At 68.8% G+C, this 12838-nt stretch carries 19 protein-coding genes; all 19 read right to left on the bottom strand.

Features of this window, described 5'->3' with window-relative positions; genetic code table 11:
- Positions 1-25: 25 nt before the first annotated feature.
- Positions 26-211: a type Z 30S ribosomal protein S14 gene (locus tag CM1CMNOD_RS18435; RefSeq protein WP_013875099.1), complete on the bottom strand. Its 186-nt coding sequence runs from the start codon at positions 209-211 to the stop codon at positions 26-28.
- A gap of 192 nt (positions 212-403) precedes the next feature.
- Positions 404-973, bottom strand: coding sequence for a 50S ribosomal protein L5 (gene rplE, locus CM1CMNOD_RS18440; protein ID WP_013875100.1), 570 nt, complete (start codon positions 971-973; stop codon positions 404-406).
- A gap of 167 nt (positions 974-1140) precedes the next feature.
- A complete protein-coding gene (rplX, locus tag CM1CMNOD_RS18445; protein WP_043607140.1) occupies positions 1141-1458 on the bottom strand; it encodes a 50S ribosomal protein L24 in 318 nt (105 codons plus the stop codon).
- Between the two features lie 11 nt (positions 1459-1469).
- Positions 1470-1838 (bottom strand): 50S ribosomal protein L14, encoded by a 369-nt coding sequence (rplN, locus tag CM1CMNOD_RS18450; protein ID WP_013875102.1) that lies wholly within the window; start codon positions 1836-1838, stop codon positions 1470-1472.
- Positions 1839-2012: 174 nt separating this feature from the next.
- The gene (gene rpsQ / locus CM1CMNOD_RS23730) at positions 2013-2339 is read right to left on the bottom strand and encodes a 30S ribosomal protein S17 (protein ID WP_043604042.1); all 327 of its coding nucleotides are present in this window, start codon (positions 2337-2339) and stop codon (positions 2013-2015) included.
- A gap of 5 nt (positions 2340-2344) precedes the next feature.
- Positions 2345-2650 (bottom strand): 50S ribosomal protein L29, encoded by a 306-nt coding sequence (gene rpmC / locus CM1CMNOD_RS18460; protein WP_013875104.1) that lies wholly within the window; start codon positions 2648-2650, stop codon positions 2345-2347.
- Positions 2650-3066: a 50S ribosomal protein L16 gene (gene rplP / locus CM1CMNOD_RS18465; protein ID WP_013875105.1), complete on the bottom strand. Its 417-nt coding sequence runs from the start codon at positions 3064-3066 to the stop codon at positions 2650-2652. Before rplP ends, rpmC begins: the two co-directional genes overlap by 1 nt.
- Positions 3067-3070: 4 nt before the next feature.
- Positions 3071-4078, bottom strand: coding sequence for a 30S ribosomal protein S3 (gene rpsC, locus CM1CMNOD_RS18470; RefSeq protein WP_013875106.1), 1008 nt, complete (start codon positions 4076-4078; stop codon positions 3071-3073).
- A complete protein-coding gene (gene rplV / locus CM1CMNOD_RS18475) occupies positions 4078-4500 on the bottom strand; it encodes a 50S ribosomal protein L22 (RefSeq protein WP_013875107.1) in 423 nt (140 codons plus the stop codon). Before rplV ends, rpsC begins: the two co-directional genes overlap by 1 nt.
- Entirely contained in the window at positions 4493-4774 is a 282-nt protein-coding gene (gene rpsS, locus CM1CMNOD_RS18480; protein ID WP_013875108.1) for a 30S ribosomal protein S19, read from the bottom strand. Before rpsS ends, rplV begins: the two co-directional genes overlap by 8 nt.
- 73 nt (positions 4775-4847) lie before the next feature.
- Entirely contained in the window at positions 4848-5681 is an 834-nt protein-coding gene (gene rplB, locus CM1CMNOD_RS18485; protein WP_013875109.1) for a 50S ribosomal protein L2, read from the bottom strand.
- Between the two features lie 84 nt (positions 5682-5765).
- Complete coding sequence (gene rplW, locus CM1CMNOD_RS18490) at positions 5766-6062, bottom strand: 50S ribosomal protein L23 (RefSeq protein ID WP_013875110.1); 297 nt, start codon at positions 6060-6062, stop codon at positions 5766-5768.
- Positions 6059-6850, bottom strand: coding sequence for a 50S ribosomal protein L4 (gene rplD / locus CM1CMNOD_RS18495; protein WP_013875111.1), 792 nt, complete (start codon positions 6848-6850; stop codon positions 6059-6061). The genes rplW and rplD overlap by 4 nt, the downstream gene beginning before the upstream one ends.
- The gene (gene rplC, locus CM1CMNOD_RS18500; RefSeq protein ID WP_013875112.1) at positions 6847-7581 is read right to left on the bottom strand and encodes a 50S ribosomal protein L3; all 735 of its coding nucleotides are present in this window, start codon (positions 7579-7581) and stop codon (positions 6847-6849) included. Before rplC ends, rplD begins: the two co-directional genes overlap by 4 nt.
- A 16-nt stretch (positions 7582-7597) precedes the next feature.
- On the bottom strand, positions 7598-7906 hold the full coding sequence (gene rpsJ / locus CM1CMNOD_RS18505; RefSeq protein ID WP_013875113.1) for a 30S ribosomal protein S10: 309 nt from the start codon (positions 7904-7906) through the stop codon (positions 7598-7600).
- A gap of 168 nt (positions 7907-8074) precedes the next feature.
- Positions 8075-9268 carry an elongation factor Tu gene (tuf, locus tag CM1CMNOD_RS18510; protein ID WP_013875114.1) on the bottom strand — a complete coding sequence of 398 codons (1194 nt, stop codon included), beginning with the start codon at positions 9266-9268 and terminating at the stop codon, positions 8075-8077.
- 173 nt (positions 9269-9441) lie between these two features.
- Positions 9442-11538, bottom strand: a complete 2097-nt coding sequence (fusA, locus tag CM1CMNOD_RS18515) for an elongation factor G (protein WP_013875115.1) — start codon at positions 11536-11538, stop codon at positions 9442-9444.
- A 6-nt stretch (positions 11539-11544) separates the two neighbouring features.
- On the bottom strand, positions 11545-12015 hold the full coding sequence (gene rpsG / locus CM1CMNOD_RS18520; protein WP_013875116.1) for a 30S ribosomal protein S7: 471 nt from the start codon (positions 12013-12015) through the stop codon (positions 11545-11547).
- Entirely contained in the window at positions 12015-12389 is a 375-nt protein-coding gene (gene rpsL / locus CM1CMNOD_RS18525; RefSeq protein ID WP_013875117.1) for a 30S ribosomal protein S12, read from the bottom strand. Before rpsL ends, rpsG begins: the two co-directional genes overlap by 1 nt.
- Positions 12390-12838 lie beyond the last annotated feature (449 nt).

Here is a 12838-nt window from a genome sequence, read left to right on the forward strand (position 1 = left end):
GCCGGGCGGCCGTCACCGGGAGCTCCTACCACGAGCTCTTGGTGACTCCTGGAAGCTCGCCGCGGTGCGCCATCTGCCGCAGGCAGACCCGGCAGAGGCCGAACGCGCGGTAGACCGACCGCGGACGCCCGCACCGCTGGCAACGGGTGTAGCCCCGCACGCCGAACTTCGGCTTGCGGATCGCCTTCTCAACCAGTGCTTTCTTCGCCATCTGACCTGTTTCTTCCAGGGCCGCCGGCCGTGCGAAAAATCTTCGCGCAGCCTTTGGCCGGCACTTCTTCCAGGGCCGCCGGCTGTGCGAAAAATCTTCGCACAGCCTTTGGCCGGTAGCCTCTCCCAGGCCGCCGGCCATCCGAAAAAATTTTCGCATGACCCTCGACCAGTGGCTTCTCAGGGCCGCCGGCTAGCTCTCGCGGAACGGGAAGCCCAGCGCCCTCAGCAGTGCGCGGCCCTCGTCGTCGGTGGTCGCGCTCGTGACAACCGTGATGTCCATCCCGCGGACCCGGTCGATCCGGTCGATGTCGATCTCGTGGAAGATCGACTGCTCGATGACGCCGAAAGTGTAGTTGCCGGCACCGTCGAACTGCTTCGGCGACAGCCCCCGGAAGTCACGGATACGCGGCAGGGCGATCGAGACCAGCCGGTCCAGGAACTCCCACATCCGGTCGCCGCGCAGGGTCACCTTCGCGCCGATGGGCATGCCATCGCGCAGTTTGAACTGCGCGATGGACTTCTTCGCCCGCCGGACGGCCGGCTTCTGGCCGGTGATCGAAGCAAGGTCCCGCAGCGCGCCGTCGATGAGCTTGGCGTCCCGGGCGGCGTCCCCGACACCCATGTTGACCACGACCTTGACCACGGTCGGGATCTGCATCACGTTCGCGTACTGGAACTGCTCGCGCAGGCCCGTCGCGATCTCCTCGCGATACCGCTGCTTCAGCCGCGGCAGCGGACGGGCTTCAGTGGTAGTTGTCATCTCTCGTTTCCTTGCAGCCTCGGCCCAACGGACGGCGATCCCCACCGCGATCCGGCGGGAACGCAGGAGGCACCACGTGCCCGGAGGGCACGCAGGCCGGCAGGAACGCCAGCGGCGGCCACCCGGACGCCGGCAACGGCCCCTTCGATCACACCAGCCATGGCTGGCTACAGCTCGGTGCCGGTACGGCGGGAGATCCGCACCTTCGTACCGTCGTCGTTGACGCGGTAGCCGATCCGGGTGGGACGGTTGTCGGAGGGATCCACGATCATGACGTTGCTGACATGGATGGGCGCCTCCTGGGTAATGATCCCCCCGGACTGCGAACCGCGGGCCGAGGTGTTCACCCGAGTGTGCCGGGTGACCCGGTTGGCTCCCTCGACGAGCACCTTGTCGTCGGCCGGGAAGGCTCTGATGACCTTCCCCCGCAGACCCCGGTCCTTGCCCGTGATGATCTGGACCGTGTCGCCTTTTCTGATCTTCATTCCGGCCACGGTCACAGCACCTCCGGCGCCAGTGAAATGATCTTCATGAACTTCTTGTCACGCAATTCGCGACCAACCGGCCCGAAGATACGCGTGCCTCGGGGATCCCCGCCGTCCTTGATGAGCACGGCGGCGTTCTCGTCGAACCGGATGTAGGAGCCGTCAGGGCGACGACGCTCCTTGGTAGTGCGTACGACGACCGCCTTGACCACGTCACCACGCTTGACGCCAGCCCCGGGCAGGGCGTCCTTCACGGTCCCGACGATGATGTCGCCGATGCCGGCATAACGACGCCCCGAACCACCGAGTACGCGGATGCACAGCAACTCCCTGGCACCCGTGTTGTCGGCGACCCGAAGTCGCGACTCCTGCTGGATCACTTCCCGCTCCCGAACTGCGTCGGCGCCCGCCTGCCGGCGGCCGGCTCGCTGGACCTACTGTGCGGCCCGCGGCGACGCGCCGGACTCGTCACGTCGCCGTCGGGCCATCTATCCGGGCCTGCCGCTGCCCAGGCGACGCGCCGGCCATCGTCGCGTCGCCGTCAGCGGGTCGACCTACTTGGCTTTCTCCAGAATTTCCACCACACGCCAGCGCTTCGTCGCCGACAGCGGCCGGGTCTCCATCAGCAGGACCCGATCGCCGACGCCGCTGGTGCTGTTCTCGTCGTGTGCCTTGATCTTCTTGGTGCGCCTGATCGTCTTACCGTAGAGCGGGTGCTGCACCCGGTCCTCGACGGCGACGACCACTGTCTTGGCCATCTTGTCGCTGACCACCAGGCCCTCGCGGACCTTGCGGAAGCCACGGTCGACCTTTGCCGCCGACGCGTCGTGCCCCGCGTCCGTCGCCGCGCCGTCCGTCGTCGGGGTGTCGTCTGTTGTCATCCCACTCACGCCCGTTCCGCCTGGGTAGCCGTCTGTGCCTGCTCGGCCTGCGCCTGGTCGAGGTCAGCCGCGACCGCCACGCCGGTTTCCACCAGCTCCGGGTCCTCGGAAAGACCCAGCTCACGCTCGCGCAGCACCGTGTAGATACGCGCGATGTCACGCCGGACGACCCACAGCCGGTGATTGCTGCTGAGCTGGCCGGTCGCGGCCTGGAAACGGAGGTTGAACAGCTCCTCCTTGGCCTCCCGCAGCTTGTCCGCCAGATCCTGCCGGGACAGGGCCCGCAGCTCGTCCGCGGTCGCGGTCGCCATCACGCACCTCCCTCACGGGTGACGAACCGGCACTTCATCGGCAGCTTGTGAATGGCGCGCCGCATCGCCTCCCGAGCCACCGGCTCGGCGACACCGGACAGCTCGAACAGCACGCGCCCGGGTTTGACGTTGGAGACCCACCACTCGGGCGAGCCCTTACCGGAACCCATCCGGGTCTCGGCCGGCTTCTTCGTCAGCGGACGGTCCGGGTAGATGTTGATCCAGACCTTGCCACCACGACGGATGTGGCGGGTCATCGCGATACGCGCCGACTCGATCTGCCGGTTCGTCACGTAGGCCGGCTCGAGCGCCTGGATGCCGAACTCGCCGAACGCAAGTCTGGTCCCACCCTTGGCCGCGCCGTCACGTCCAGGATGATGCTGCTTACGATGTGCGACCTTACGGGGAATCAGCATCGTTCTAGCCCTCCGTCTCCTGGGTGGCCGCGCCAGCGGCGGGCCCAGCGGTGTCGGCCGGAGACGCGGCCGGTGCTGTGGAGGCCGCGGCCTCGGAGCTCGCCGGGGCCGTCGGGGCTGCCGGGGCCGTCGGGGTTGCCGGAGCCGCCGGGGTCGGGGCCGGCGTGGCCTCAGCCGCGCCGCTCGCGCCGCTCGCGCCACCCGCACCCGCGCCAGCGCCGCCGCCACCACGGCCACGGCCACGGCGCTCACCCTGACGGGCCGCCGCCCGGCCGGCGTCGGTACCGCCAGTGGTGGTACCGGACGAGCCCGACCGCGGCCCGCGGCGCGGACGCTCCCGGCGGTGCTGCCGCTGCAGCGCCTCCTGGGCCTCCCGCTCCGCCCGGCTCTGCACGACATCACCCTTGTAGATCCAGACCTTCACGCCGATGCGCCCGAAGGTTGTCCGGGCCTCGTAGAACCCGTAGTCGATGTTGGCGCGCAGCGTGTGCAGCGGCACCCGGCCCTCACGGTAGAACTCCGAGCGGCTCATCTCGGCACCGCCGAGGCGTCCCGAGCACTGCACCCGGATGCCCTTGGCGCCGCCCTTCATCGCCGACTGCATGGCCTTGCGCATCGCCCGCCGGAAGCTGACCCGGCTGGAGAGCTGCTCGGCCACGCCCTGCGCGACGAGCTGGGCGTCCACCTCGGGGTTCTTCACCTCGAGGATGTTGAGCTGGACCTGCTTGCCGGTCAGCTTCTCCAGGTCGCCACGGATGCGGTCGGCCTCGGCGCCACGGCGTCCGATGACGATCCCCGGACGGGCGGTGTGGATGTCCACCCGCAACCGGCCCTGGGTGCGCTCGATGTCGACCCGGCTGATACCCGCGCGCTCCATGCCCCGGGACATCATCTTCCGGATCTTCACGTCCTCGCCGACGTACGCCTTGTACTGCTTGTCGGCGTACCAGCGGGAGGTGAACTCCGAGGTGATACCCAGCCGGAACCCGTGCGGGTTGACTTTCTGACCCACTACCGGGCCCTCCCTGTGCTCTTCGCGCCGCGGGTTCCCGCGACCGGCGGCCGGCTCTCCACGACAACCGTGATGTGGCTGGTCCGCTTGCGGATCCGGTAGGCACGGCCCTGGGCCCGTGGACGGATGCGCTTGAGGGTCGGGCCCTCGTCGACAAAGGCCTCACCGACCCAGAGCGTGGCCGGGTCGAGGCCGTGGTTGTGCTCGGCGTTGGCCACCGCGCTCGCGACCACCTTGTAGACGTCCTCGCTGGCCGCCTGCGGGGCGAACCGGAGGATGTCGAGGGCCTCGCTGGCCGAGCGGCCACGCACCAGGTCGATGACCCGGCGGGCCTTCGTCGGCGACACCCGGACGTAACGGGCCGACGCGCGGGCGCCCGCCAGCCCGGAGCGGGTCACCCCGTCGACAAGAGCGTCAGCCACGGCGTGACCTCCGGTCCTCCTTGACGTGGCCGCGGAAGGTCCGCGTCGGTGCGAACTCGCCGAGCTTGTGGCCGACCATTCCCTCGGTGATGAACACCGGGACATGCTTGCGACCGTCGTGCACGGCGATCGTGTGACCGAGCATGTCCGGGATCACCGTCGAGCGCCGCGACCAGGTCTTGATGACGTTCTTCGTGCCCTTGGCGTTCTGCAGGTCCACCTTCTTGAGCAGGTGGTCGTCGACGAACGGGCCCTTCTTCAGACTGCGTGGCATGGCGTGTGTCTCCTCCTTCCCGCTCAGAATCGGTGGTCGTACGTTGGGTGCCGCCGGGTGTGCGCCATCGTGATCACCGCCGCCTGTTCTGCTTCCGACGACGGACGATCAGCGCGTCGCTCTCCTTGCGGGTCCTGCGGGTGCGCCCCTCCGGACGGCCCTTCGGGTTCACCGGGTGGCGGCCACCGGAGGTCTTGCCCTCACCACCACCGTGCGGGTGGTCGACCGGGTTCATTGCCACACCACGGACGGTGGGGCGGCGGCCCTTCCAGCGCATCCGGCCGGCCTTGCCCCAGTTGATGTTGCTCTGCTCGGCGTTGCCGACCTCCCCGACCGTGGCCCGGCAGCGGACGTCGACGTTGCGGATCTCCCCGGACGGCATCCGCAGCTGGGCGAAGGGACCGTCCTTGGCGACCAACTGGACGCTCGCCCCCGCGCTGCGCGCGATCTTCGCACCGCCGCCGGGACGCAGCTCGATGGCGTGCACCACCGTGCCGGTGGGGATGTTGCGCAGTGGGAGGGCGTTGCCGGGCTTGATGTCGGCGGTCGGGCCCGAGCTGACCACGTCACCCTGCCGGAGCTTCACCGGGGCGAGGATGTAGCGCTTCTCCCCGTCGGCATAGTGCAGCAGGGCGATCCGGGCGGTGCGGTTCGGGTCGTACTCGATGTGGGCGACCTTGGCCGGCACGCCGTCCTTGTCCCGCCGGAAATCGATCAGGCGGTAGGCACGCTTGTGGCCACCGCCCTGGTGCCGGGTGGTGATGCGCCCGTGGACGTTGCGACCGCCCTTGGAGTGCAGCGGGCGGACCAGCGACTTCTCCGGGTGGTCACGAGTGATCTCGACGAAGTCGGACACGCTCGCGCCGCGGCGCCCCGGCGTCGTCGGCTTGTACCTACGAATCCCCATCGTCACCCACCGTGTCCTCGTCCCCGCGGGCCAGGCCCGGTGGGGCACTGGCCGCGGACGGCTGCGTACTCGTCGGCCTGCATGTCACGCACCGGGACCCCCGAAGATCTCGATGGAGTCCCCCGGCGCCAGCGCGACCATGGCCCGCTTGGTGGACTTGCGCTGCCCCCAGCCGGTACGGGTGCGCTTGCGCTTGCCCGCCCGGTTGCTGGTGTTGACGCTGAGGACCCGGACGTTGAATATCCGCTGGACCGCGAGCTTGATCTCGGTCTTGTTCGCGTCCGGATGGACGATGAAGGTGTAGACGTTCTCGTCCAGCAGGCCGTAGCTCTTCTCGGAGACGACCGGCTTGATGATCACGTCGCGCGGGTCGGCGCTCACTTGGCCTCCTCCTCGGCTGCCGCGTCCTCGTCGGCACCGGCCGGTGCCGCCGGCTCGTCGGAAGCGGTCCGCGCACCACGGGAGATCGGCGCCAGCGCCCGCTCCACGAACGTGGCCAGAGCGTCGCGGGTGAACACCACGTCGTCGCTGACCAGCACGTCGTAGGTGTTGAGCTGGCCGGGGTCGAGCAGGTGCACGCTGGGGATGTTGCGCAGGCTCTTCCAGGTGAGCTCGTCGGTGTGGTCGACCACCACCAGCACCCGCCGGACATCCGTGATCGTCCGCAGGGCGGTGACCGCGGTCTTCGTCGACGGCGTGTCACCGCTGACGAACGACGACACGACGTGCACCCGGCCGCCCCGGGCCCGGTCGGACAGGGCCCCGCGCAGCGCGGCGGCCTTCATCTTCTTCGGCGTCCGCTGCTCGTAGGAACGCGGCTTGGGGCCGTGCACCACACCACCGCCGGTGAACTGCGGGGCGCGCAGCGAGCCCTGCCGGGCCCGGCCGGTGCCCTTCTGCCGGTACGGCTTGCGCCCACCGCCGCGGACCTCGCCGCGGGTGCGGGTGGAGTGGGTCCCCTGCCGGGCCGCGGCGAGCTGCGCCACCACCACCTGGTGGATGAGCGGCACGTTCAGCGCCACGTCGAAGATCTCACCCGGCAGGTCGACGCTGCCGGCCTCGCCACCGGCGGGGGCGTGGACGACGACCGTGCGGGTCTGTGGCGGCGCGCTCCGCTCGTCGTCGGCGGCCAGTGGCCGCCGGCGCGCCGACGCCGTCACTGCGCTCATGCCGATACCTCCTCGCTGGACGTCGCGACGTCACCGGTGGCGGATGCCGTGGCCGGCTCGGCGACGGGCTCGAAGTCCGCCGGCGCGGGCCGCTTGGCCGCGCTGCGGACGAGCACCAGACCGCCGTCCGGGCCGGGAACCGCGCCCTTGACCAGCAGGAAGCCGCGCTCGGTGTCGACGGCGTGGATGGTCAGGCCGGCGGTGGTGACCCGTTCGTGCCCCATCCGCCCGGCCATCCGCAGGCCCTTGAAGACGCGGCCGGGGGTGGCGCACCCGCCGACCGATCCGGGCGAGCGGTGCTTGCGCTCGACGCCGTGGCCGGCGCCGAGGCCCTTGAAGCCGTGCCGCTTCATCACACCGGCGAAGCCCTTGCCCTTGGATGTGCCGGTCACGTCCACGATGCTGCCCGCGGAGAAGATCTCGCCGGTCAGCTCCTGGCCGGGGCGGTAGTTGGTGGCGTCCGCGGTGCGCAGCTCCACCAGATGCCGCCGCGGCGGGACCCCGGCGCGCGCGAAGTGGCCGCGCAGCGGCTGGGTCACCCGGCGGGGGTCGATCTCGCCGTAGCCGAGCTGGACCGCCGAGTAGCCGTCCCGGTCGGATGTCCTGACCTGCGTCACCACGTTCGGCCCAGCTTTGATCACCGTGACCGGGATGACGCGGTTGTTCGCGTCCCATACCTGGGTCATCCCGAGCTTGGTGCCCAGGAGCCCCCTGTAGTTGCGATTGAGCATGACTGCGCCGGCCCCTTTAAAGCTTGATCTCGATGTCGACACCGGCGGGAAGGTCGAGGCGCATCAGCGAGTCGACCGTCTTCGGCGTCGGGTCAAGAATGTCGATCAGCCGCTTGTGCGTGCGCATCTCGAAGTGCTCGCGGCTGTCCTTGTACTTGTGCGGCGACCGGATCACGCAGTAGACGTTCTTCTCCGTCGGCAGCGGCACCGGTCCCGCGACCTGCGCACCAGTCCGCGTCACCGTCTCGACGATCTTGCGGGCCGAGCTGTCGATGATCTCGTGGTCGTAGGCTTTGAGCCGGATGCGGATCTTCTGTGCCGCCATGGTGGGCTTCGCCTGTCCTGTCTGTCTCGTCCGGCTGGCAGGCCCCGCAGGGTCCGTTCCTTGGCCGGAGCTGCCGCCGGATGTACCGCTTGTTGTCAGGTGCGTACACTGCGCAAGCGGCGGGTCATATGCCCTGGATGGGGCATAGCGGGCCCGCCGCCGCAGCGACTACTTCAGGATCTTGGTGACGCGACCGGCACCGACGGTGCGACCGCCCTCGCGGATGGCGAACCGCAGGCCTTCCTCCATGGCGATCGGCTGGATGAGCTCGACCGTCATCTCCGTGTTGTCGCCCGGCATGACCATCTCGGTGCCCTCGGGGAGGGTCACCACGCCGGTCACGTCGGTGGTACGGAAGTAGAACTGCGGGCGGTAGTTGTTGAAGAACGGGGTGTGGCGGCCACCCTCATCCTTGCTGAGGATGTAGACCTGCGCCTCGAAGTTGGTGTGCGGAGTGATCGACTTCGGCTTGGTGACGACCTGGCCGCGCTCGACGTCCTCACGCTTGACACCACGCAGGAGCAGGCCGACGTTGTCACCGGCACGCCCCTCGTCGAGCAGCTTGCGGAACATCTCCACACCGGTGACGGTCGTCGTGGTGACCTCCGGCCGGATGCCGACGATCTCGACCACTTCGTTGACCTTGACGACACCGCGCTCCACGCGACCGGTGACGACAGTGCCACGACCGGTGATCGTGAAGACGTCCTCGATCGGCATCAGGAAGGGCTTGTCGATGTCGCGCTCCGGCTCCGGGATGGAGTCGTCGACGGCCTGCATGAGCTCGAGGAGCTTGGCTCCCCACTCCTTGTCGCCCTCCAGCGCCTTGAGCGCCGAGACCCGGATCACCGGCACGTCGTCGCCGGGGAACTCGTACGAGCTCAGCAGCTCCCGGACCTCCAGCTCGACAAGCTCGAGGATCTCCTCGTCGTCGACCATGTCGGCCTTGTTCAGCGCCACGACGATGTAGGGCACGCCGACCTGGCGGGCGAGCAGCACGTGCTCCTTGGTCTGCGGCATCGGGCCGTCGGTCGCCGAGACGACGAGGATCGCGCCGTCCATCTGCGCCGCGCCGGTGATCATGTTCTTGATGTAGTCGGCGTGGCCGGGGCAGTCGACGTGAGCGTAGTGCCGGTTGTCGGTCTGGTACTCGACGTGGGCGATCGAGATCGTGATGCCGCGGGCCTTCTCCTCCGGCGCCTTGTCGATCTGGTCGAACGGCGTGAAGGGGTTCAGGTCCGGGTGCGCGTCGTGCAGGACCTTGGTGATGGCCGCGGTCAGCGTGGTCTTGCCGTGGTCGATGTGACCGATGGTCCCGATGTTGACATGCGGCTTGTTCCGCTCGAACTTCTGCTTCGCCACGGGTGTCCCTCCAAGGACGGGTGGTGTCGTGCCGTGCTGGTGGTCCTGGGACCGCCGGCGGCGCGAGAGAAGTGATCGCGCCGCCTGCCGGCCACTTGTAGCCTGCTAATGATCAATAGTGGTGCCGGATCCGCGAGCGACCCCCGGACGGGGCCACCACGCCCGGCCACCGGTCACTCTCCGCGCGCCTTCGCGATGATCTCCTTCGCGACCCCCGCCGGAACCTCGGCGTAGGAGTCGAACTGCATCGAATAGACCGCTCGCCCCGAGGTCTTCGAGCGCAGGTCCCCGACGTAGCCGAACATCTCCGACAGCGGGACGATCGCCTTCACGATGCGCGCGCCGGACCGTTCGTCCATGGCCTGGATCTGCCCGCGCCGTGAGTTCAGGTCGCCGATCACGTCACCCATGTACTCCTCGGGGGTGGTGACCTCGACCGCCATCATCGGTTCGAGCAGCACCGGGTCGGCCCGCCGCGCCGCCTCCTTGAACGCCATCGAACCGGCGATCTTGAAAGCGAGCTCGGACGAGTCGACGTCGTGGTACTGACCGTCGGTCAGGGTGACCTTCACGTCGACGAGGGGGTATCCGGCGAGCACGCCGAACTCCATCGCCTCCTGGCACCCGGCGTCGACCGACGGGATGTACTCACGCGGGATGCGACCGCCGGTGACCTTGTTCTCGAACTCGTAGCCGCCGCCGTCGCCGCCGGAGGGCTCGAGATCGATGATCACTCGGGCATACTGCCCGGAGCCACCGGTCTGCTTCTTGTGCGTGTAGTCGACCTTCTCGACCTTGCGCCGGATGGTCTCCCGGTAGGCGACCTGCGGCTTGCCGACGTTGGCGGTGACGCCGAACTCGCGGCGCATCCGGTCGACGAGCACGTCGAGGTGCAGCTCACCCATGCCCGCGATGATCGTCTGCCCGGTCTCGTCGTCGGTGCGGACCTGGAAGGTCGGGTCCTCCTCGGCCAGCCGGCCGATGGCCGTTCCCAGCTTCTGCTGGTCGGCCTTGGTCTTCGGCTCGATCGCGACGCTGATGACCGGGGCCGGGAAGGTCATCGACTCCAGGATGACCGGGGCGTTCGGGTCGCACAGCGTGTCACCGGTCGTGGTGTTCTTCAGACCGACGACCGCGACGATCTGACCTGCGCCGACACCCTCGCGGTCCTCCCGGTGGTTGGCGTGCATCTGGAGGATGCGGCCGATGCGCTCCTTGCGGTCCTTGGTCGAGTTCAGCACCGGGGAGCCCGAGGTGAGCCGGCCGGAGTAGACCCGGATGTAGGTCAGCTTCCCGACGTAGGGATCCGTCATGATCTTGAAGGCGAGTGCGGCGAACGGCTCGCTCTCGTCCGGCTCGCGGGAGACCTCGGTGTCCTCACGGCCGATGGCGTGACCAACGGTGGCGCCGATGTCCAGCGGGCTCGGGAGGAAGTCGACGACGGCGTCGAGCATGGGCTGCACGCCCTTGTTCTTGAACGCCGACCCGCACAGCACCGGGTTGAGCGCTCCGGCCAGCGTGCCCCGGCGCAGCGCCGCCCGCAGCTGCTCCTCGGTCGGCTCCTCACCCTCGAGGTAGAGCTCCATCAGGATGTCGTCGTTCTCGGCGACGGTCTCGATGAGCTTGTCCCGCCACTCCTGCGCGGCCTCCAGGTGGTCACGCGGGATGTCGACGGTCTCGTAGGAGGCGCCCTTGTCCTCGGTGTGCCAGAGCAGGCCCTTCATCCGGATCAGATCGATGATGCCCTTGAAGTCGGCCTCGACGCCCCACGGCAGCTGGATGACAGCCGGGGTCGCGGCGAGCCGGTCGACCATCATCTCCACGCACCGGTGGAACTCCGCGCCGACCCGGTCCATCTTGTTGACGAACGCGATCCGCGGGACGTTGTAACGGTCGGCCTGGCGCCAGACGGTCTCGCTCTGCGGCTCCACACCGGCCACGGCGTCGAAGACGGCGACCGCACCGTCGAGCACCCGCAGCGACCGCTCCACCTCGACGGTGAAGTCGACGTGCCCCGGAGTGTCGATGATGTTGATGGTGTGGTCGCGCCAGGTACAGGTGGTGGCCGCGGAGGTGATGGTGATCCCCCGCTCCTGCTCCTGCTCCATCCAGTCCATCGTGGCGCCGCCGTCGTGGACTTCACCGATCTTGTAGTTGACGCCGGTGTAGAACAGGATCCGCTCGGTGGTCGTGGTCTTGCCCGCGTCGATGTGGGCCATGATCCCGATGTTGCGGGTCGCGGCCAGCGCGGCACGTACGTCAGCAGACATTGTCGGTTACCAGCGGTAGTGGGCGAAGGCCCTGTTGGACTCCGCCATCTTGTGGGTGTCCTCGCGCCGCTTCACGCTCGCGCCGAGACCGTTACTGGCGTCGATCAGCTCGTTCATGAGGCGCTCGGTCATGGTCTTCTCGCGGCGCTGCCGGGCGTAGCCGACCAGCCAGCGCAGCGCGAGGGTGGTGCTCCGGCTCGCGCGCACCTCGACCGGCACCTGGTAGGTGGCGCCACCGACCCGGCGGCTGCGCACCTCCAGCGTCGGCTTGACGTTGTCGAGAGCGCGCTTGAGCGTGACCACGGGGTCGTTGCCGGTCTTCTCCCGAGCGCCCTCGAGCGCCCCGTAGACGATCCGTTCGGCCAGCGACTTCTTACCGCTGAACAGAACCTTGTTGACCAGCGCTGTCACCAGCGGTGAGCCGTAGACCGGATCGACGACGACGACGTGCTTGGGAGCCGGGCCCTTGCGTGGCATCAGGCCTTCTCCTTCTTTGCTCCGTACTTGCTGCGCGCCTGCTTGCGGTTGCGGACACCCTGCGTGTCCAGCGTCCCGCGAACGATCTTGTAGCGGACGCCCGGAAGGTCCTTCACCCGGCCGCCGCGAACCAGGACGATCGAGTGCTCCTGCAGGCTGTGTCCCACCCCCGGGATGTAGGCGGTGACCTCTATCCCGCTGTGGAGCCGGACCCGGGCAACCTTGCGCAGCGCCGAGTTCGGCTTCTTGGGCGTGGTCGTGTAGACGCGGGTGCACACGCCACGACGCTGCGGGCTCCCCTTGAGCGCCGGGGTCTTGGTCTTCTCGACCTTGTCCTGCCGGCCCTTGCGGACCAACTGCTGGATCGTCGGCAACGCCGCTCCCGTTCCTGTTCCGTTCCTGCCGGTACCTGCCGTCATCTCGCCTGTGCCCGGCCCACGCTGTCCGACCCACGCGGTCGGGCGTGTCGCGACCCCTGGGAGCAGCCCGACAACCGGGACGGTCTGCCATGGGAGTACGCCCGCCCGCCTTGGTGAAGGCCGGGCCGCCCCTGACACCACAGGCCCGGCAGGACGGGCCACAGTGTCACGGAATGGCCATGGGATGGCGCAGGACACAGGTCAACCTTGCAACGCACAGCGCCGCAGAAACCGAGACTACAGACCCGCCGACGGCTGTGTCGAATCGGGGTACCCCACGTGCCACTGGTAGCCGCCTCCCCCGCGCCGGCGGGGCAGGCAGGGCCGCCGGAACCCGCGGCGCCAGTGGGAAGCGCGCGCACCTCCCGGCGCCGACGACGCCACAGTGATGGAATGTTGTGATA

Source organism: Protofrankia symbiont of Coriaria myrtifolia (genome assembly GCF_900634755.1).
Lineage (GTDB): Bacteria > Actinomycetota > Actinomycetes > Frankiales > Frankiaceae > Protofrankia > Protofrankia coriariae.

Coding starts and splice junctions, on each gene's coding strand:
- rplB (WP_013875109.1), bottom strand. CDS start 5,681: ATGGGGATTCGTAGGTACAAGCCGACGACGCCGGGGCGCCGCGGCGCG.
- rpsS (WP_013875108.1), bottom strand. CDS start 4,774: ATGCCACGCAGTCTGAAGAAGGGCCCGTTCGTCGACGACCACCTGCTC.
- rpsJ (WP_013875113.1), bottom strand. CDS start 7,906: ATGGCGGCACAGAAGATCCGCATCCGGCTCAAAGCCTACGACCACGAG.
- rplE (WP_013875100.1), bottom strand. CDS start 973: ATGACAACTACCACTGAAGCCCGTCCGCTGCCGCGGCTGAAGCAGCGG.
- rpsG (WP_013875116.1), bottom strand. CDS start 12,015: ATGCCACGCAAGGGCCCGGCTCCCAAGCACGTCGTCGTCGTCGATCCG.
- rplP (WP_013875105.1), bottom strand. CDS start 3,066: ATGCTGATTCCCCGTAAGGTCGCACATCGTAAGCAGCATCATCCTGGA.
- rplD (WP_013875111.1), bottom strand. CDS start 6,850: ATGAGCGCAGTGACGGCGTCGGCGCGCCGGCGGCCACTGGCCGCCGAC.
- rpmC (WP_013875104.1), bottom strand. CDS start 2,650: ATGGCGACCGCGACCGCGGACGAGCTGCGGGCCCTGTCCCGGCAGGAT.
- rplX (WP_043607140.1), bottom strand. CDS start 1,458: ATGAAGATCAGAAAAGGCGACACGGTCCAGATCATCACGGGCAAGGAC.
- fusA (WP_013875115.1), bottom strand. CDS start 11,538: ATGTCTGCTGACGTACGTGCCGCGCTGGCCGCGACCCGCAACATCGGG.
- rpsQ (WP_043604042.1), bottom strand. CDS start 2,339: ATGACAACAGACGACACCCCGACGACGGACGGCGCGGCGACGGACGCG.
- CM1CMNOD_RS18435 (WP_013875099.1), bottom strand. CDS start 211: ATGGCGAAGAAAGCACTGGTTGAGAAGGCGATCCGCAAGCCGAAGTTC.
- rplC (WP_013875112.1), bottom strand. CDS start 7,581: ATGCTCAATCGCAACTACAGGGGGCTCCTGGGCACCAAGCTCGGGATG.